Raw genomic sequence first — 19,722 nt, forward strand, 5'->3', positions numbered from 1 at the left:
ACTGCCACGGAGTTGACGCTTGACGACCATCCTGTTCGTGCACGGCACTGGAGTGCGCGGCGCGTCCTACGAAAAATCATTCAAGCACGTCGTCGCGGGCATCGCGAGAATACGCCCGTCATGGCGGGTCGCACGATGCTACTGGGGGGACGAGCTCGGCGCGAAGCTGCTCGCCGGGGGCGCGAGCATCCCTACCGGCGCGTCTAGGGGCGGCCCTGACGACGATCCGGAGGTCGCGCTGTGGTGGGCGTTGGAGCGCGATCCACTGTTCGAGCTGCGCACTCTTGCCGCCGCTGGCGCGGGTGAAGTGCCCGACCTGCCGCCGTCTGCCGAGCCGCCGGGGGAATGGCTAGCCGAAGTCGCGCGAACTCTGCCAACCGGCCCGCTCGCAGAGCTGCTGGCCGAGGCGGGGTTGGCCGATGCGTTTCCGGGCGTGGTAGCGGAAGTGCTCGCGGACGAGACCTGCGCGGATCTCCTGCTGCGCGAACACGAGTTCGGGGACGCACTGCCGGAACTGCTGTCCCGCGCATTCGTCGCTTACGCATTGGCAGACGAGATGGTGGACGGCGATACCCGGGACGATCTGGTCCGCGCGACGGTGGATGCGTTGGGCGCGTCCGGCCGGAGTGTGCTGGGGACAGCGGGCAAAACAACCGCAAACCTGCTGATGCGAATCGGCGGATCCTGGTACGTGGACCGGCGCCGGACGGCCTGGTCGGAGGCGGCTGCGCCGCTGGCTGGCGACGTGCTGATATACCTGACGCGCGGCGAGCGGCTGCGGAATTTCATCGCCAAGCGCGTCGCCGAGTTGGACGGGCCTGTGATCCTCCTCGCGCACAGCCTCGGTGGTATCGCTGCGCTGGAGCTTCTGGCCACCCGCTCGCTGCCACAGGTCCAGCAGCTCGTGACGGTGGGTTCACAGGTGGCCCTGCTCCACGAACTCGATGCGCTGCCGACGCTGCCGTTCGGTGACACTCTGCCCGCGAGCGTGCCGCAGTGGGTCAACGTCTACGACCGGCGCGATCTACTGGCCTACCAGTGTGCCGAGTTGTTCTGCGGTCGAGTGGAAGACCGGGCGGTGGACAACCGGACGCCGTTCCCCACCGCTCACAGCGCATACTTCTTCAGCAAGAACAGGCGGTTTTATGGCTTGCTGGACGAGGTGTTGCGGTGACATTGCGGCCCGAGCAGACGCTCGCCGTCGTCGTCGCGATCGAGGAGTACGACGCGGGTGAGGGGTGGCGGTTGGATGGACCGGTGCCCGACGCGTGCGCCTTCGCCGACTGGCTGGTCTCACGGGGCGTTCCGCCCGCCAACATCACGTTGCTGGCCTCCCCGCTTGACCGAAATCAGTACTTGGTAGACCAGTTGAAGGCCGATGGCGTGCAGGTCGCCGATGCGCGGGCGGAGAACATTCGAGAGAGGTTGGTCACCCGGCTGCCCACGGAGACCAGCGAGCTATTGGTCATCCACTGGGGCGGGCACGGCGTAGTGGACGACGGCGGTGATCGGCGATTACTCTATGCCGACTCGCGGGCCCATGACCGGCGCAACCTCAACTTTAGCCGGCTGGTTAGAGCGCTGCGGACATTGACCTACCGCAGCCATCCGGTCCAGCAGTTGGTGGTCGACTCCTGCCTGACCTTCGCCCACTCGATGGGCTGGAAGACCGGCCTGCCTGACGAACTCTTCCCGCCGGCCGCTCCCGCTCAACGCGACCAGCGCGCGTTGTTCGCGGCTAGCGACGGTGAGCGCGCTCTAAACTCTGATGCCCGCAAGACTGGATTCTTCTCCGAGGCCGTCTTGGAGAGCCTGCGCAGGCAGGCTGACGACGAGTGGCCACCCGATCTCGACCTCGTGTGGGAGGACACGGACGCTGTGTTCGACCACTTGCGGGAGCAGCGTAAGACTCGTCAGACGCCCAGCCACATCTGGTACAAAGCTGGTAGCGACGAGCAGGAGAGGCTGGTTTTCACCACCGACGTGCGCGCCCGACAAGTGTCGGCGGTCGCACTCGGCCTGCCGTTGTTGACCTCCAAGGAGTTCGCGGATCTGCGCAAGATCCTTCGCGCTGCTGCACCAGCGGGTAACCTGCGCGCTCTCTATCGCGAGGCGGCGCGTTCGGTGGATCTGCCGCCCCCGGCCAACCCCGATGATGTGAGATCTGTGGTGGACACTCTACGCAAGCCGGTTAGTGCTTGGCCGCTGTTCGAGTTCTTGGTCCGTCTTGCGGTCGGCACCCAGGACCCAGTGACGCGGGAGAGATTGTGGACGTGGATCCGCGAAGTCGGGCCGCGCTACCCCGTGGATATGGACGAGTTGCACGCGCTGGACGGGCAACTCCGCCGGACGTTCCTGCTGGTGCGGTTGCAACCGGATCTCATCGACCTGGGCCACCAGGTTACGGTCTGGCGCTACATCGGTAACGACGGGCGACAGCTGACTACCTCGTCCGAGCCGTGGAACTTCGAGCAGATCGCCGAGATGCTGACCGGCCAGTTCGTCGACCATGCCCACGACCCGCCTCCGGTGGTCGAGTTCCTGGTGCCGACCGGGCTGGTGGACGAGGCGTTCGAACGGTTACCGGTTCGGTTGGATTCAAGTGAAATCGAACTCGGCGTGGTCTGCCCGGTAGTAGTGCGGCTGGCGGAGCGGCTCGACGACCCGGACTGGCGTGCTGCGCACGCCGTGGCGTGGCGGGGCGTTGCCGAGCATCACTCCTACAATCGGTCCGCGATCTATTGGGTCGATCATGTCCCGAGCGACCTCTCGCGGCTGGGCGGCCATGCATGTGTCGCGCTGGCATACCCGTGCCAGGGGGCGCGCGAGCCTGAGGTGATGCACGAACTGTTCGCCGCCGGGACGCCCATCGCTTTGTGGCACCGCCCCGGCCGTGCGACCGGTCGGGGTTACCTTGATTCCGTGCTCGACGGCCAGGCGATCGCTGAACTACCGGACGTCGTGCACGCACAGCGCGACCACGCCCGCAGCGCCAGTGCGCCGCCCGACCATCCCGGCCACGACCTTGTGCTGCTGTGGGACGACCCGACCCGCGTGCCCGATGACCAGAATTGGCAGCTCCCCGCTGTCGTGGAAGGAGCGGTTCCATGACCGTATGGCCGATCTACCGCGGCGTCGGCGCGCCGCACGACGCAATAGTCGACCTGCCACCACCGCCGAACTGGCGCGCGTTCGACGGCGGCCCGCTTGTGCCGCTACCTGCTGACACGACGGACACGACCGCAGTCCGCAGGCTGGGTGCGCCCGAGTACCGTCGCAGCCCATCCGAACTGGAGTTGCAACTGGTCAACGCGGCGCTGTTCCTCCGCCGGCCATTGCTGATCACTGGGCGGCCGGGCACCGGCAAGTCGACGCTGGCCTACCTGGTCGCGCAGGAACTCAAGCTCGGCCCGGTGCTGCGTTGGCCGGTCACCAGCCGAACGACGCTGCGTGACGGACTCTACCGCTATGACCCGATCGGCCGGCTGCGTGAGGAGAACCTGCGCAAGCTGCGCGGGACGGAAATCGTCGATGACAACAACACCGACATCGGCCGGCACGTGCGGCTCGGCCCGCTGGGCACCGCGCTGCTGCCCTACGAGCGACCGCGCGTGCTGCTGATCGACGAGATCGACAAGAGCGACATCGACCTGCCGAACGACCTACTCAACGTATTCGAGGAGGGCGAGTACGAGATCGACGAGCTGTCCCGGCTACCCGAGGAGGACGAGATCGTGCCGGTGCTGACCGCCGACGGCGGTGCTCCGGTGGACGTCAAGAGCGGGCGTGTGCGCTGCCGGGCGTTCCCGTTCGTGGTGCTGACAAGCAACGGCGAGCGTGACTTCCCTACTGCATTTCTCCGCCGCTGCCTGCGTTTAGACCTCCAGCCGCCCGACGCCGACCAAATCGCCGATATCATCGCCGCCCAGCTGGGCCCAGACGCCGCGAGGGCCGCACAGCGCCACATCACCGCGTTCCTGGCCAAGCGTGAGCGCGCGGAAGTCACCACTGACCAGCTACTTAACGCCGTCTACGTAGCGATGTCCGGCGGTGCCGCCCGCTCGTTGGACGACGTGGTATCCGTACTGCTCAAACCGTTGAGTAGCACGTGATGATTGGAGACCTGCTCGGCGTGCTTGCCGCCGCTGGATTATCGCCCACACCGGACGAGGTACGCGACGCACTCTGGCTGTGCCAACACATAGACGCGGCCGTGCGCCGCGCGCCACCGGTCGTGGACGCCCCGTCAGCTCGCGCGACGGCAGACGGCCTACCGGATGTGCCCGAACGATCAACCGAGGACTTCACCTCGCCGGAACCCGACCTGCCGGATGCGCCTGAACCCGCCAACGACGTCACCTCGCCGGCACCCGACCTGCCGGATGAACCTGAACGACACGCCAACGACGTCACTTCGCCGGAGACCGCGCCTGGTGCCGCCTCTGGGGAGATGTACGCGGCAGCCGCCGACACCGCTGCCGCCCACCGGCTGCGCGGCTTGGCCCTGCGCAGCCCGGCGGTGCCGGCACTGCGCGACCAACTCGACTTGGCGCGCGCCCTGCGATCCTTCGGCCGCCGGGTGCCGGGCCGACGGCCCTCCATCCTAGACGAGGACGCGACCATCGCCCGAATCGCCGACGAAGGACTGTGGCTGCCCGTGCTCCGGCCCGCGCCCGAACGATGGCTGGGGTTGACCTTGGTCATGGACGTAGCTCCGTCCATGGCCGTGTGGCAGCAGACGCTTGCTGAGTTTCGCGCCTTGACTGAGTGGCTGGGTGTATTCCGCGACGTCCGGGTGCACACGTTCGACAGTTCTGTCCACGGTGAGCTACCGGACACGTTGGCGGACACGGAAGTGGGCCGCAGCACGATCGTCGTCGTCACCGACGCCATCGGGGCAGGGTGGTACTCGGGCAGGGTCGACCCGTTACTGCGCACATGGGGACGACGAGCCCCGACGGCGGTAGTCACCGTCCTACCGCAGCGCATGTGGCCGGGGATCGCGGTCCGGACTGCGGCCGACGAGGTGCGTGTGCCAGAACCGGGCGCACGCAACGCTTCCTGGCTCGTGCGAGGCGAGGCTAGTGTGCCGATTCCGGTGTTCGAGCTGTCGGCACGCTGGCTAGCGCTGTGGACCGGGACCGTCACCGGTGCCCCTGGTCTGCACCGTGTGGCGCTGCTGGGCCCGCCGACCGGCGGGCGGGCCGTGGTCGCGCCCACAGCATCGCGAAATCCAAGAGATCTCGTGCGCAGGTTCCGATCCGTGGCGTCGCCGACCGCGTTCAGATTGGCATCCTATTTGTCGGCAGCGTGGCTGACGTTGCCCGTCATGCGGTTGGTGCAGCGAGTAATGCTGCCGGAATCCAGCACCGCACATCTATCGGAGGTGTTCCTGAGCGGATTGCTACGCCAGCGGGAATCTAACGCCGATCCGGAGCACGTGGAGTACGACTTCGAATCGGGCGTTCGCGACGAACTGAACGGCTACCTACTCCGTGACGACGCGCTTACTGTGCTATCCGAAACTAGCCGGTTTGTGTCCGAACGCCTCGGCCAGCCGTTTGACTTCGCGGCGATGCTCGCCGACCCGGAGGGCGTGGAGTTGCCTGCCGTGCACGGCGACTCGGGCCAGCCGATGGCGTACGTCGCCGCCTCGGTGTTGGCCCGCTTGGGCGGTCGCTACCGCGTATTAGCCGAGCGGCTGACCACAGAGCCCGTCCGGGCGCTGGGGGCGGTCGACGGCGCTCGGCCACGCCCGCTGGAAACCCGCCACGGCCCCGGCGAACTGCGGACCAGCCCGGTGGGCGACATATATCGGCGCTACGACGATTCGACAGCAGCCGACTTGGGAAAACGCGCTATCGAATTTCTACGTCGTTACGAGCGTACCAAACAGCTGGGTATACTGGATGAAGCCATCGGTCTCTTTCGTGCCGTCGCCGCCGAACCACTAGCTGACCACTTCCACTACTTTGATTGCCTGTCTAGCCTCGGCAACGCCCTACAGGCTCGATTCGAGCAGACGGGGGATCTGGCCAACCTGGATGAGGCGGTTGAGGTCGGGCGTCGCGCGGTGCGGGTTATTCCCTACGGCCGCCCCCGTTACTTTGATTGCCTGTCTAGCCTCGGCAACGCCCTACAGGCTCGATTCGAGCAGACGGGGGATCTGGCCAACCTGGATGAGGCGGTTGACATCGGGCGTCGCGCGGTGCGGGTTATTCCCTACGGCCACCCCCGTTACTTTGATTGCCTGTCTAGCCTCGGCAACGCCCTACAGGCTCGATTCGAGCAGACGGGGGATCTGGCCAACCTGGATGAGGCGGTTGACATCGGGCGTCACGCGGTACGGGACATTCCCTACGGCCACCCCCGTTACTTTGATTGCCTGTCTAGCCTCGGCAACGCCCTACAGGCTCGATTCGAGCAGACGGGGGATCTGGCCAACCTGGATGAGGCGGTTGACATCGGGCGTCACGCGGTACGGGACATTCCCTACCACCACCCCCGCCACGGCGAATGCCTGTTTAACCTCGGCAACGCCCTACAGGCTCGATTCGAGCGGACCAGAGAAGCGGAGGTGGTTGAGGAGTGTCGGCGACGCTATGCGGACGCCTCGGCGGTGAAGTCCAGCCCGGCGGACGTGCGGGTCATGGCCGCGCATGGTGCGGCTGACATGGACCTAGTCGTTGGTGACGCCGTGCATGCTTTGGCGATGGCCGAACGCGCTGTGCACCTGCTTCCTCTGCTGGCGCCGCGGCGCCAGCAGCGTTCCGACCGTCGACACCGCCGCACACGTCTTGCAAGCCTCGCGTCGACGGTCGCCGCCGCAGCCGTAGCGGCCGGATACCCTGACCGTGCTGTGGAATTGCTCGAACAGACCCGCAGTTTGCTGTTCACCGATCCCTTCGACATCCGCAGCGAACTGACCGCGCTCCGCCAACACGCACCCTCGCTGGCCGACAAGTTAACCGATGTCCGCGACGTCCTCGACACCCTCGACCACTCTAACTCGACCAGACGACCGAAATCCCGGTATCGCGAGCAACTCCTCGCCGAGTGGACGCAGTTGCTAGCAAAGATTCGCGCGATCCCTGCCTTCGCCGATTTCCTACGCCCTCTGCGCATTCATCAACTACAGCAAGCCGCCCGCGATGGCCCAATCGTCTACCTTGTCACCCACGCACACGCCAGCCACGCCCTGATTCTTAACGACAAAGCCGTGCGCGCCGTCCACCTACCGGACCTCACCCCGGACAACGCCGTCGAACACGTCGCCCACATAGGTGCTGCCCACGCCACAAACCGTCCCGGCAGCAGCAAGCAGCACCGCATCACCGCGCGAGAGCGCCTTCGTCACAGCCTGGCCTGGATCTGGGACACCATTACCGAACCCGTCCTGAGCTACCTCGGCCACACCTCCACTCCTAGAGACGACGAGGCAAGGCCACGCATCTGGTGGTGTCCTGTCGGCCTCATCACCTACCTACCCCTGCACGCCGCGGGCCGGCACCCGACCATCTCGGAGGAGATCACCGCGCCTGTCAGCGGCGCCGACACGGTACTCGACCGTGTCATTTCGTCCTACACGCTCACCACTCGCGCCTTGCGTCACACTCACGCCTCAACCACCACCCCGCGCTCCCCACGCATGCTGATCATCACCGTTCCCGGCGCCCCGGGCACCAACGCACTTCCCGGCGTCACCACCGAGGTCGACCATCTCCACAAGCTTGTTCCCGACATTCACGTCCTGCCTGCACCCGGTGACTCCACCCGCGATACCGTCATGACCGCCCTACCACGACACGACATCGCCCACTTCGCCTGCCACCAAACCCACCCCCTCACCGCCAACCACATCACAGCCCTGCACCTCACCGGCGCACAATTGGCCTATCTCTCCTCCTGCAGCACCACCGACACCAACTCCCGACACACCGACGAGGCAACCCACCTCACCGCAGCATTCCAACTTGCCGGATACCGCGCCGTAATCGGCACCCTCTGGCCCGTCAACGACCACGCCGCCGCCAATATCGCCACCGCCTTCTATCGGTACCTCACCCATGGTGGCACCACGCCCCCTGATACCAACATCACTGCTCAAGCCCTTAACCACGCCATTCGCAACCAGCGCAACCACAGACCCCACCTCCCCGAAGACTGGGTTGCCTACGTCCACATCGGTCACTGACACCCACGACCATCGGGTCTATCCCGTGATCGGTGTTTCCGGCGTTGGTGTTCAGTAGGTTTCGGCGGCCGGCCAGCGGTCACCGAAGGTGATGGCGAAGGCGTTGAGCACTGGCTTCCAGCGCATCGTCCATCGGGCGCGGCCTGTCCCGGTCGGGTCCAGGCTGCGGGTTACAAGGTACAGGCACTTCATCGCGGCCTGCTCGGTCGGGAAATGTCCCCGCGCGCGGATCGCCCGCCGGTAGCGGGCATTGAGTGATTCGATCGCGTTCGTGGAACAGATCATGCGCCGGATCTCGACATCGTAATCGAGGAACGGAACGAACTCGTCCCAGGCGTTACGCCAGAGCCGGATCATCGCCGCGTATTTCCTTCCCCAGGTTTCGTCGAGGTCGTTCAGCGCGGCGAGCGCGGCGGCGGGATTAGGTGCGGTGTAGATGGGTTTGATCTCTCGTTTGACCGCGTCCCAGTCTTTGCGGGACACCAGCCGGAACGTGTTTCGGATCAGGTGAACAATGCAGGTTTGCACGACAGCCTGGGGCCACACATTCGCCACCACCTCGGGCAGGCCCTTCAGCCCGTCGCAGACGAGGAAGAACACGTCACCGATGCCACGGTTCTTCAGGTCGACCAGTACACTCATCCAGAACTTCGCGCCCTCACCACCACTGCCCCAGCACGTCCTTGCGCCCGTCCACCGTGACCCCGATGGCCGCGTAGACCGGACGGTTGGCGACCTGGCCGTCACGAACCTTGACGTGGATTGCGTCGATGAACACCGCCGCATACACCGCATCAAGGGGCCGATGAGCCCACTCGTTCATCTCCGCCACGACCTTGTCGGTAATCCGCGACACCGTCTCCTTCGACACCGAGGCACCATAGATCTCCGCGAAATGCGCCGAAATATCCCCCGTGGTCATTCCTTTCGCATACAACGACAGCACAATCTCATCCACATCCGTGTGCCGCCGCTGCCGCTTCTTCACAATCCGTGGCTCGAACGTACTCTCCCGATCTCGGGGAACATCAATCTCGGCCTCGCCCGCAGCATCGGAAATCACCGTCTTCGACCGCGCCCCATTCCGCACGTTCGTCGAGGCCCGGTCCGCCTCGGCGCGATTCTTCTCGTGCCCGAGGTGCTCGGTCATCTCCTCGTTGAGCGCGGTCTCCAGCACGTTCCTGGTGAACAGCTTCAGCAAGCCGTCCGGACCGGTCAGCGCCAGCCCCCGGGCCTTCGCCTCGGCCACCATCGCCGCCGAAGCAGCCTGCTCCGGCGACAGCTCCCGCGCCGCTCTACCCTCACGCTTACGTGGACTCACAACCTCAGATGTCATCACTCACAGTGCCCATCCCGCCAGACCTGCGCCCGGCGTGTCGGGCCGGAACACCGATCTTGGAACAGTCCCGGAACACGCGTTCGATTATGCGCTGGGTGATCCTTGGTGACCGATCTCAGCGGGTTTCTACTCTGCCTCGGTGCTGCGCGCGGCCGCGGGTCGGCGACGCAGGTGGCCGGGTTCGCCGCGGAAAGACGCGAATTGTCCGGCCCGGCGAGGGGCGGGAGGGTCTGCTGGCGGGGCATGGGGGCGCGTAGATACGCGCAGATCACGTCGACCACGGTCTGTGCTGGACAATCCGACGCGCACGTGCGCGGTCCTGGACGGGGCGCCGCGATGATGCCCGACCATCCCGGCCGGAAGTCCATACAGGTCGCCGGTGCTCGTAGGCCGGGATCGGCCGGGCTTCGGGCGCGCGCCCGCCACACCGACCGCGTCCGTGCCCCGTCGGTGTGCTACCCCGAATGCAGGAGGTGGCATGTTTTCGCCAACCCCGCCATCACCAAACCACACCGGTGATCCACAGGAGCGAGACTCGCTCCACTCCGGGCCTGCCGGAATCGGCGCCCTCGTCATCGAACCGAGTGCCTGCGCGGTCCTCCCCGCCGGAGATGGGATGGCGTGCAGGCTCGCCGACCACACTGCCACAGCAGAACGGAACTTCGAGTTCGCTGGCTTGACCTTCCACACTGGATCCGGGCGGCTCAATTTCCCCGCCTGGACGTTGTTGCGCTGGCTCATCATCGATGTCGGTACCGAAACCCATCCGGCGTCATCCCGGGACATTGGAGCCGCGAGGCGAATCTCCGACCATCCGGCCGAGTTGCCCGCCTTGCGAGGCAAGTGCCTATTAACCGGTGCCTGGGACTCTCATGACCAGCCGAGCAGGTTGCCGGTCGAGTTCCTCGCCTGGTGCGCACAGCGAGTACGCGCGTCCAAGCACGCCGGCTCCGCCTTGGAGCAACTTCTGAGCGCCTGCGAGGCCATCTCCGCTCCGCGACAGAACGAAGGAGCCCACGATGCGTGAAACGTACTTCTCGGTCAGTGCCGGTGAAGTTCTGCTGCAGATCTGCGATGAGCAACCACGATTCCCCGGGATCTACTGGACCGCCGACACCCACGGCGTCGACTACATCGCGTTTCGCGCTGAGGTCGCCATTCATATTGCGCGGCTACTGACCCACCGCCACCGGCGCGGTAAGTCCCGCATCGCGGCCGCGGTGATGGGCGACGAGATCTTGTTCGACCTCGATCTCGGGCGCCTGGAGCATAATGAGGCGAACATGCTGGGATATCTCGATTTCACCGTGTTGGCCGCACTGCTCAAGCCGTGCCCACCGCCGGTAGCGCCTCCCCTGCCGACACTTTCTCCGCCCACCCCTGTGCTCGCCGCAGTGGAAGAGATCCTCGGCATGTGGTCACCAGAGTTCAGCATCACCGCCGCCATCTACGCGCGAGCACTGCTTGACGGCGTGCTGGCCCCGCTCGACGACCCCTGCGACTGGCCCCTCGTGCCCATCGCGGTCGGTGCGAACCCGGACCGTCCTTACCGGGTGGGACCAGTCGTGCATGAACTGGGTAACGAGGCGTGGGAGATCGGCGTCTCTGGAGTGCACTCTCTCGCGCTGGGCTGCCTTCACGACATCGACAGTGATATCCGGGTGGGGCCCAAGAGTCCACAATGGCTCTCGGTCGATCTGCAGGCGGACGTGTTCGCACGGCATGGCGTTTCGCTCCACCAGCTAGGCAGAGCCTTCGGTGGCGACGTGTACGCCGTCGCCGCAGTGATCAGCTCACCGTCCACGCCCGGCGAGCCCGGAATCGACCCACGATGACTCGCTCAGTCCCGAGCGTCTGATCCGTTCCAGTCGAGGTGCGCGGGCCACGTCAGCCTGCGCACCTCGCTTCCTACTTCGGGAAGTGCCATGCATCGCGTGATCCAATGGTCCGGCGGCATCGGCTCGTGGGCCGCCACTGAACTCGTTCTCAGCCAGCACCCGGATGACCAGCTCACGCTCCTGTTCGCGGACGTCTTGGTCGAGGACACCGATTTGTACCGGTTCAATGCCGACGCGTCCCTGCGGCTGGGTGTTCCGATCACCCGGGTCTGTGATGGCCGGACTCCGATGGAGCTGTTCTGGCAGAAACGTTTTCTCGGCAACTCCCGGATCGCGCTGTGCTCGCAGGCACTCAAACAGGCCCCGTGCCGACGCTGGCTTTCCGAGCACACCGATCCCGCCGACACAGTGCTGTACGTTGGCCTGGAGTCGGCCGAGGTCAAGCGTGTTCCGGCTATTGTGGCGGGCTGGAGACCATGGCGGGTCGAATTCCCGCTGATGGAATACCGCCCCCTGTCTAAAGCGAATCTTTTGGCCTGGTGCCGGAACAAGGGACTCATACCTCCTCGCCTGTACGCGCACGGCTTCTCGCACAACAACTTTATCTGGACTAACACAGGCAGGCTGCCTCGAGCTCGTCTACTGCGATCGAGTTCGAGACTACACGCTGTAGCGACGCAGATGTACATGCCTGCTGGAGACAGAAAACACTATCTGTGAATTTCCATACCTTCCCGGCAACATCTGCCGACGGCAGCAGAGAGCCGAGTGTCCAGTTCGCCGAGAAACTCAGCGCCGGCGCCACCGCCCTGCGCGTGGGACCCGGCATGGATTCCGCCACCGACCTCGGGCCCCTGGTCTCGGCCGAACACCTCACCAGCGTCTCCGACTACGTCACCGGCGCCCTCGCCCAAGGCGCCGAAGCCCGGCTCGGCGGCAGCAAAGCCACCGGCGACGGTCTCGACGACGGCAACTTCTTCCAGCCCACCGTGCTGACCAACCTCCACGACGACATGACCATCGTCAAAGAAGAAGTATTCGGCCCGGTGATCCCCTTGCTGACCTACTCCGACCCCGACGAACTCACCACACGAGCCAACGCCACCGACTACGGCCTCGCCGCCAGCGTCTGGACCAACGACCTCACCACCGCCCACACCCTCGCCGCCCAGATCAACGCCTCCAACGTCTTCATCAACCACCCGCCCGTACTCGACCCCGCCGCCCCCTGGGGCGGCTTCAAATCCAGCGGCTACGGCCAGGAAATGGGCCGCCACGCCCTCGACTCCTACACCCAGCTCAAAAGCGTCTGGGTCAACCTGGCGACGTAAATCCCCGACAGTCCTCCGCCTGCCCCGGCACACCAGCCACTCCAGGCGCACCGGGGCAGGCGGTGACACGAGAACCGATTGCGCACACCCCCCGACCTGCCAGAGCGCATCCGCTCAGCGGCATAAGGGGACACCAGCGGCGCTGGCTCACGGGGCGTCGCCCGAAGGGTGGCTGTTTCGAGCGAGGATGCTGGGTACGTTCATCCGTACACGACTGAGCAGACAACGCAGTACGCCGACACGCCCCCTGCGGATCCGGGTCCGCCCGGTCCTGCACGGCCAACTCGGCCGGCTGCTGGGTGCCTTCGCGCTGTTCGAGATCGGTAACCTCGCCGCCACCATGCTCATCCTGCGCGCCACCGACCTGCTCACCCCGGCCCACGGCTCCAGACCTCCACACAGATCGCGCTCGGGCTCTACACCGCCTACAACATCGCCGCGACCGTCATGTCCTTCCCCGCAGGGAGAGTCTCCGACCGCCTCGGGCAGCGCGGTCCGCTGCTCGTGGTCGCCGCCGGAGTCGGCAAGTTTCTAGAGTCCTACGGGCTGTTCGCTCTCACCGGTCCAGCCATCGCGCTTCTCGCAGTCGCGTTCATCGCCGCCGGAATCGGCATCGGCTGCGCAGAACCGCCGAACCCGCCGCTGTCGCCGCCCTCGCACCCGAACACCTCTGCGACTCGGCATTCGGGCTGCTGGCTACCGTCCAAGCTGGCGGCAACGTCATCGCCAGCACGATCGCCGGACTGCTCTACACCATCGCCTCACCCGAGGTCGCCTTCGGCTATGTCGCCGCCTGCATGGCACTCGCCCTCGCCGCACTGGCCTGGGCTGCCAAACTACCCCGTCCGCTTCTGCGCAACCCGATTGCTGAGCAAGCTCCTGCGCCAGCAATCAGGACACTCAAGCGAAGTATGATCTACAGCACACAATCGTTGCGGGAAAAGAGACACGTGACCATCCAGTCCCGACTCGACGGCCAAGAATTCCACGCCGTCCGACCGGGACACGGACACACCTAGACACGGCAACTGCGGACAGAATTTGCCCCTTCGCTGGCTCGAAGGCGTCGCTGCCGGAGTTGATGCACCGGATGCGCCAGTATCCGGACAGCGCGGTGGAGGCGCTACTGACCGAGTACCGGGCCCTGTTTTTCAACCCGCGCAGCAAACTCTTCGGCGCACACAGCCTGCACGAGCGGCTGATCGAGCACGGTGTCCTGGAGGCGCTCGATCGGTTCGAGCGATATCTCGACCGTGCACAGTGGACTGTGTACGATGTCCGGCGATTGTTCTTCCCCCGCGAAGGAGACCCCGCCCGCAAAGGACCGGGCTGGCGCTCCACTCGCGCGCTGTTCACCGGCACCCCGGCACAGGCCCACCAGTGGATGCGGATCCACGCAGACACCGAAGTCGACGACGGCGGCCGGATGTGGTTGCGCCGCCAAGACCCCGCTGTGCCCTACCCGAAGGTGGAGCACTTCATCGGCACCTGCCTGGCCGGCACCGCCGACAAAGAGCGCCGCTCTTCGCCGCCCGATGGGCCGCGATCACCGGTGAAGCGCTCTTCGCCCTCACCTAAGCCATAGCCACACCGACCACAGAAGGAATCCACCATGCGCACCGGCCATTCCACCTCGTTTTCCGGCTCCTACAACGGGGACGGCTTCGCCGCCGACTACGCCGAAGATCACCGGAGCGCGGCGTGGGCTATCACCGACGATGTGACCGACTCGCACGTCTCCCACTGCATCGCCTCCGTCACCGCCCGGGTCGCGGCCGACACCGCCCGGGACAACGGAGTCCTCGCCGCAGTGGCCGCCGCCGCTGAGGAGAACGCCGCTCACCAGGCCGGAAACGCGTGCCTGCTGGTCGCGCGCGTGGACACCGACGAATTTGGCTGGGAGCTGGCCTGGGTTGGGCACTGCGCGGCCTACGAGGTCATCGACGGCGCCGTGGTCCGGCTCACCGCCGATCACGCCCTGCCGGTCTCCCAGTGCGATCCCGCGGAATTGGCCAGGACCTTCAGTCCGCAGATGCTGCCGCGACTGCGTCTGGTGCCCACCGCCAGCCTGCTCTCCCACGACCGGCCCTCGGCGCTGCGCACCCCCGGGCCGCGCGGGCGACTGATCTTGGTCACCGACGGCGTCCACACCGCCCTGTCCCAGGTCGAATTCAGCGACATCGTGCTCGCTCACCGAGATGCTGCGCGCAAATCCTCGTGGACGCCGCGGCCGGCGCACGAGAGGTTCCCGACAGCGGCACCGCCGTGGCCATCGATCCCCACCAGCTCTGACAGCCAGCACGCAAACGTCCGCCGACGCCGCCCCCTGCACGGGCCACGGGCGCAGCGTGCCACCCCGGGGTGGGGCGCCCTATCGCGTGCACCCGAGGTTCACGCGCGGCGCCCCACCCCGAGGTGGCGATGTCGACCGCAGCCCGCGCAGCCGCGCGGGCCACGGGGAGATCGGAGGTCCGCAGTGGTGTATCGGGTATTGGTGACCGGGTCGCGGGGCTGGTCCGACCGCAGGGTCATCCGGGACGCGCTGGCGTCGATGTGGCATCCCGACGCGGTCCTGGTGTCCGGCGCGTGCCCCGACGGGGCCGACGCGCTGTGCGAGGCGTGCTGGTCGCACTGGAGCGGCCGGGTCGAGCGGCACCCCGCGCAGTGGCGCCGATTCGGCCGGCGCGCCGGGTGCCTGCGCAACACCGAGATGGTGGCCGCCGGTGCCGACGTGTGCCTGGCATTCATTCTCGATCAGTCCCGGGGCGCCAGTCATACCGCCCAACTCGCCCGCCGTGCCGGGATTCCCACCCGGATTTTCCGGGCCACCCCGCCCGGCTACGTCATTGCCCTGTCTCGTCACCGCCCGGGTGCCCTGCGCCGCGTTGCGTAGTCAGCACTGCCCGCCCACGAGTGATCGCCAGATTCCACTACCGCACAGGAGAACGCTGTGTCGTCAACACCAGATATTCGCCTGGCTCGAGCTTTTTTGCTACGGGCCGCTGAGCCTCCCGCGCCCGCGACCATCGACCTGGTTGCCGAAGAGGGGCCGGTCGAGGCAGCCCGCCTCATCCGCGACGGCCGTGCCACGGACGCCGTCGCTGACGAGTGCCGCACGTCCATGCCGTGGTCCTGCGCCGAACGGGATCTCACCCTCGCAGCCGAGACCGGCATGCGCTTGGTGATCCCCGAGGACGAGGAATGGCCCTGCGAGCCCGGCTCCTCGCCCGCGCTGCTGCACCAGCCCGCCCACGATCCGGAGGTGTCACCGCTGGGGTTGTGGGTGCGCGGGCAGCAGCCGCTGCGCGATCTGCTTCGGCGCTCGATCACGATCACCGGGTCGCGGGCCTCCACCGGGTATGGCAACCACGTGGCCGTCGACCTGAGCTACCAGTTGGCCTCGCGCCAGGTCACCGTGGTCAGTGGCGCCTCCTACGGCATCGACGGCGACGCCCACCGCGGCGCTCTCGCAGCGCACGCGGCAACGGTCGCCGTGCTGGCCTGCGGCGTCGACATCGACGATCCCTCCGGGCACCGGACGTTGCTGGGCTCGATCGCCGAGAGCGGCCTGGTCGTCAGCGAGTATCCGCCCGGCACACCGGCCTCCCGGGCACGATTCCTGGCACGCAATCGTCTGCTCGCCACGCTCCCGACCGCAGGGGTGATCATTGTCGAGGCCGGGCACCGCGGCGGTGCCCGGCACGTCGCCGGGCTCGCCACGCGCACCGGGCGACGGGTGTTCGCTGTGCCCGGCCCGATCACGTCAGCCACCTCGGCGGGGACCCACCAGCTGATCCGCGACGGCGCAACCCTGATCACCGGGCCCGATGACGTCCTGTCCGAAATAGACACACCCGCGAAACTCGGCTCGGCCCCCCGCTGAGAACACCGCTGCAGCAGCACATCCCAGATCCGCACCCCAATTGTTCGGCACAGCGCTCCGAAGCCGGTGAGGGCAGTCACATACGCGTGTTGAGCTGCGCCGCGGCCCGGCCCGTGACTAACCTCGCCAGCACCGGCAACCCTCGGAGCTGGTCCAGAAAGGCAGGCAACCATGGCACAGCATGTGCGTGTGGAAGTGCTCGACGACATCGACGGCAGCGTGGCCGCCGATACCGTCAAGTTCGGGCTGGATGGCGTCGACTACGAGATCGATCTGTCCGACGACAACGCTGCGAACTTGCGCGACGAACTCGAGCGCTACGTCGCGGCCGCGCGCCGCAACGGTGGCCGCAAGGTCCGCGCGGGTCTCGGTGAACGCCGCGCCGCGCGGCCCGGCACCAGCCAGTTCGCTACGGCGCCGATCGACCGGAAACGGAACAAGCGCATCCGCGCCTGGGCCGAAAAGAACGGCTACACAGTCTCCGGGCGTGGTCGCCTGTCCAATGAGGTCGTCGAGGCCTACGAGACGGCGCAGCAGGCACCCGAGCCGGAACCGGCTCCCGAGCCCGCACCGAAGCGCAAGCGCGCCACCCAGAAGAAGACCACCTGACCACGCGCGATGAACGCGCTCGCTGACCGCGGCTTTCCGCCTGAGCGGGCCCGTTCTCGCACCGCTGGTCTGCCTGCGCGGTGATTCACCCGTAACTGAAGCGAGGGGGATCACCGCGCAGGAGGCCAGATCGAACCGCACCACATTTCCTCGATGCCGACGGGCTTTCGCCTGACGTCGAGGCAGCCACCGCGCACGGCACTGCGGATGCGCCTTCCTCTCCCGCTCGCCGGATCGTCGCGATCAGCGGCGGCGCTGCCGCCACCCGGTGTACGGTGGAAGTGACGCACCACACGACATCGCCCTCCCCCATGCATCACCTGCATGTGGACGGAGGTCACGATGACTCTTCTGCGGCAAAACCGCGAACTCAAACGGCTCGGCATCTGGAACTGGTCCCTGCCGGCATTCGCCGGGAAATTGCCGGATGGCCGCAACTACAACACCTGCCCCTCAGCGGGCGTGTGCGCTCAAGCGTGCTACGCCCGCAACGGCACCTACCTGTTTCCCAACGTCAGGGCGCGCCATCAAGAGAACCTGCGCTTCGTGCTCGACGATCTCCCCGGCTGGAAACAAGCGATGCTCGACGAGCTGGCGCACAAGAAGTTCCTCGCCGCCTGGATTCGTGTCCACGACAGCGGGGACTTTTTCTCACGCGAGTATCTGTCGGCCTGGCTTGAGGTCATGCGCGCCCGCCAGCGCACGAATTTCTACGCCTACACCAAAGAAGTCGCGGCATTTCGCGATCTCGTCGAACCGAACCCGCCGAACAATTTCTGGTGGGTCTACTCCTACGGCGGCACGCAGGACCACACCCTCAACCCGGGACAGGACCGGGTCGCCGACGTGTTCCCCGACGAGGAATCCATCGCCGCGGCCGGGTGGCATTCCCAGGAGGAGTCCGATCTGCTCGCGGTGCGCGGCCCAGCCCCGGTCGGGATTCCGGCGAACAACATCGCCTGGGCCAAGGCCCGAGCAGCCGGGCGGCGATGGAGCCAGTGGCAGGCCGGGACCGACGCCGCCCGCGCCGCGAAAAAGGCCCGAGCCGCGAACGCCGCGGCCAGCGGCGTCGGCGAGGACGGCCGGGCGGAGGCGGCCCGCCGCGCACGGTAGCCCACCCCGGCGCACGGCGGAGATACCCGCAGCGCCCGGTGCCGGTCGAGGCGCCGCCGAGCGGCGGGGCGGGCTGGAGCCCCGCGCGCGCCGCCTCGCGCCGGTCCGCCGCGTACGGGCTCGGCGACCAGCCCGGCAGGCAGCGACGGACACTCGTTGAAGGAGCAGCACATGCACTCGCCCAGCCTCCACGACCACTTGCGCAGCATCACCCGCTCGCTCGGTACGCCCTGGCGGATGGCGCCCCCGGCGCGCACTGGCGACGTCGCCAGCCTCGTCGGCTACGAAGGTGGCTGGATCGCCGTCACCGTGCACACCCGCCCGTCCGGGGAACGGCTGGTGTTTCAGGCTCATCTGGCCGACAACCTGACCGAGCACCGCCCGCACGGCCTCGTCCTGCCCCGCGCCACCGTGGCCCGCTCCCGGCCTGCGTGCGAAGCCGGGCGTGACCTGCGCCGCCGCCTGGACCTCCAGGTCCGCGATGCCGTCGACGCCGCCCGCGAACACCGGGCCGCCCACCATCGCCGCCCCGACGGCTCCGACAGCATCGTCCGCGCCGTGGCCGACGCGCTGGGCCGCTCGCCCAAACGTGGCGCGCACAGCCGTAGCGTCAGCCTGGGCACGTTCAACACTCCGCTCTACGCCACCGCGCAGGTCGTCCAGCCGCTGTGGCACCCGGGCGAGCACATCGTGCGCTGGAGCATCGACACCAGCCCCGAGAACGCGCTCGCCCTGGCCGAATGGCTCCGCCAGCGGGCCTCCGCCCCGGCACTCTCCCGCCCCGTCTCCGCCGCCGGCTGACACCCGACGCGCGGTGCGCCACCGTCTGGTCCGGCACCGCTACCGGCCGGCGACCTGCGCAGTTGATCAGGCCCGGCGAGCCCGCAGGGCAGCGCCGGCCCGATACAAATCGGGCCGGAGCGCATGCCGGCCCTGCGGGCTCGCCGCCGCCCGATGTGCCACCCCCAGATCGTCAGCCTTGCGGCGGTGGCCGCTCCCTTGCGCTCGGGGACCGCCGATCGGATGTGAAAGGGGCACACGGTGGCGCAAACACTGGTCGTGCACTGCAAGCGCGCTCGTTACGACATCTACATCGGACGACCCTCGAAGTGGGGCAACCCGTTCCTCATCGGCCGTGACGGCAGCCGCGACGAGGTCATCGACCGCTACGAGACCTGGATCCTCGCCCAGCCGGCACTACTCGCCGCGCTGGGCGAGTTGCGCGGCAAGGTCCTCGGGTGCTGGTGCACGCCGCGGCGCTGCCACGGCCACGTCCTGGCCCGCCTGGCGACACGCACCGACCTGCTACAGCCGTGGACCTCGGTCGTTCTGTCCGGCCCGCTGGGCGACCTGCCGCCGTTCTGACCACCACCCTGCTGCGCTTCCTCCCGCTGCTGCTCACATCGATCTCGGCC

The 19,722-nt window shown here is 67.1% G+C and carries 14 protein-coding genes and 1 pseudogene; 14 read left to right on the plus strand and 1 reads right to left on the minus strand.

Translation table 11 applies throughout. The features are described from left to right. Positions 1-19 precede the first annotated feature (19 nt). Genes L3Q67_RS01600 through L3Q67_RS01615 form a run of 4 tightly spaced genes read left to right on the plus strand, consistent with a single transcriptional unit; the run spans position 20 to position 8,194 of the window. Positions 20-1,174, plus strand: coding sequence for a lipase family protein (locus L3Q67_RS01600; RefSeq protein ID WP_499187810.1), 1,155 nt, complete (start codon positions 20-22; stop codon positions 1,172-1,174). Further along, the gene (locus L3Q67_RS01605; RefSeq protein WP_499187811.1) at positions 1,171-3,111 is read left to right on the plus strand and encodes a VMAP-C domain-containing protein; all 1,941 of its coding nucleotides are present in this window, start codon (positions 1,171-1,173) and stop codon (positions 3,109-3,111) included. The genes L3Q67_RS01600 and L3Q67_RS01605 overlap by 4 nt, the downstream gene beginning before the upstream one ends. After that, on the plus strand, positions 3,108-4,112 hold the full coding sequence (locus L3Q67_RS01610; RefSeq protein ID WP_499187812.1) for an AAA family ATPase: 1,005 nt from the start codon (positions 3,108-3,110) through the stop codon (positions 4,110-4,112). Before L3Q67_RS01605 ends, L3Q67_RS01610 begins: the two co-directional genes overlap by 4 nt. Next, positions 4,112-8,194, plus strand: a complete 4,083-nt coding sequence (locus L3Q67_RS01615) for a CHAT domain-containing protein (RefSeq protein ID WP_499187813.1) — start codon at positions 4,112-4,114, stop codon at positions 8,192-8,194. Before L3Q67_RS01610 ends, L3Q67_RS01615 begins: the two co-directional genes overlap by 1 nt. Positions 8,195-8,245: 51 nt before the next feature. On the opposite strand, the pseudogene L3Q67_RS01620 reads toward L3Q67_RS01615, so the two are convergent. Next, positions 8,246-9,446 (minus strand): annotated as a pseudogene (locus L3Q67_RS01620) (IS256 family transposase). Positions 9,447-10,552: 1,106 nt separating this feature from the next. Here L3Q67_RS01620 and L3Q67_RS01625 point away from each other — a divergent pair. From L3Q67_RS01625 to L3Q67_RS01670, 10 genes are all read left to right on the plus strand, one after another. Beyond that, positions 10,553-11,368: a hypothetical protein gene (locus L3Q67_RS01625; RefSeq protein WP_499187814.1), complete on the plus strand. Its 816-nt coding sequence runs from the start codon at positions 10,553-10,555 to the stop codon at positions 11,366-11,368. Positions 11,369-11,458: 90 nt separating this feature from the next. Then, complete coding sequence (locus tag L3Q67_RS01630) at positions 11,459-12,091, plus strand: hypothetical protein (RefSeq protein WP_499187815.1); 633 nt, start codon at positions 11,459-11,461, stop codon at positions 12,089-12,091. Positions 12,092-12,198: 107 nt separating this feature from the next. Continuing rightward, positions 12,199-12,702, plus strand: coding sequence for an aldehyde dehydrogenase family protein (locus L3Q67_RS01635; RefSeq protein ID WP_499187816.1), 504 nt, complete (start codon positions 12,199-12,201; stop codon positions 12,700-12,702). Between the two features lie 1,081 nt (positions 12,703-13,783). Then, positions 13,784-14,287: a hypothetical protein gene (locus tag L3Q67_RS01640; protein WP_499187817.1), complete on the plus strand. Its 504-nt coding sequence runs from the start codon at positions 13,784-13,786 to the stop codon at positions 14,285-14,287. Between the two features lie 27 nt (positions 14,288-14,314). Beyond that, positions 14,315-15,595 carry an SLOG family protein gene (locus tag L3Q67_RS01645; protein ID WP_499187818.1) on the plus strand — a complete coding sequence of 427 codons (1,281 nt, stop codon included), beginning with the start codon at positions 14,315-14,317 and terminating at the stop codon, positions 15,593-15,595. Positions 15,596-15,691: 96 nt separating this feature from the next. After that, a complete protein-coding gene (locus tag L3Q67_RS01650) occupies positions 15,692-16,585 on the plus strand; it encodes a DNA-processing protein DprA (RefSeq protein ID WP_499187819.1) in 894 nt (297 codons plus the stop codon). Positions 16,586-16,756: 171 nt separating this feature from the next. Next, positions 16,757-17,194, plus strand: a complete 438-nt coding sequence (locus tag L3Q67_RS01655) for a histone-like nucleoid-structuring protein Lsr2 (RefSeq protein ID WP_499187820.1) — start codon at positions 16,757-16,759, stop codon at positions 17,192-17,194. 342 nt (positions 17,195-17,536) lie between these two features. Continuing rightward, positions 17,537-18,307, plus strand: a complete 771-nt coding sequence (locus L3Q67_RS01660) for a GP88 family protein (RefSeq protein ID WP_499187821.1) — start codon at positions 17,537-17,539, stop codon at positions 18,305-18,307. Between the two features lie 171 nt (positions 18,308-18,478). After that, complete coding sequence (locus L3Q67_RS01665; protein WP_499187822.1) at positions 18,479-19,108, plus strand: hypothetical protein; 630 nt, start codon at positions 18,479-18,481, stop codon at positions 19,106-19,108. Positions 19,109-19,348: 240 nt separating this feature from the next. Next, on the plus strand, positions 19,349-19,672 hold the full coding sequence (locus L3Q67_RS01670; protein ID WP_499187823.1) for a DUF4326 domain-containing protein: 324 nt from the start codon (positions 19,349-19,351) through the stop codon (positions 19,670-19,672). Positions 19,673-19,722 lie beyond the last annotated feature (50 nt).

The sequence above is a fragment of the Saccharothrix sp. AJ9571 genome (genome assembly GCF_021725495.1).
Taxonomy (GTDB): Bacteria; Actinomycetota; Actinomycetes; order Mycobacteriales; family Pseudonocardiaceae; genus Amycolatopsis; species Amycolatopsis magusensis.

Bases quoted from the DNA above. Each gene is read 5' to 3' on its own strand.
- L3Q67_RS01610 (WP_499187812.1), top strand. From the start codon at position 3,108: ATGACCGTATGGCCGATCTACCGCGGCGTCGGCGCGCCGCACGACGCA.
- L3Q67_RS01615 (WP_499187813.1), top strand. From the start codon at position 4,112: ATGATTGGAGACCTGCTCGGCGTGCTTGCCGCCGCTGGATTATCGCCC.
- L3Q67_RS01625 (WP_499187814.1), top strand. From the start codon at position 10,553: ATGCGTGAAACGTACTTCTCGGTCAGTGCCGGTGAAGTTCTGCTGCAG.
- L3Q67_RS01630 (WP_499187815.1), top strand. From the start codon at position 11,459: ATGCATCGCGTGATCCAATGGTCCGGCGGCATCGGCTCGTGGGCCGCC.
- L3Q67_RS01635 (WP_499187816.1), top strand. From the start codon at position 12,199: ATGGATTCCGCCACCGACCTCGGGCCCCTGGTCTCGGCCGAACACCTC.
- L3Q67_RS01640 (WP_499187817.1), top strand. From the start codon at position 13,784: ATGCACCGGATGCGCCAGTATCCGGACAGCGCGGTGGAGGCGCTACTG.
- L3Q67_RS01645 (WP_499187818.1), top strand. From the start codon at position 14,315: ATGCGCACCGGCCATTCCACCTCGTTTTCCGGCTCCTACAACGGGGAC.
- L3Q67_RS01655 (WP_499187820.1), top strand. From the start codon at position 16,757: ATGGCACAGCATGTGCGTGTGGAAGTGCTCGACGACATCGACGGCAGC.
- L3Q67_RS01660 (WP_499187821.1), top strand. From the start codon at position 17,537: ATGACTCTTCTGCGGCAAAACCGCGAACTCAAACGGCTCGGCATCTGG.
- L3Q67_RS01665 (WP_499187822.1), top strand. From the start codon at position 18,479: ATGCACTCGCCCAGCCTCCACGACCACTTGCGCAGCATCACCCGCTCG.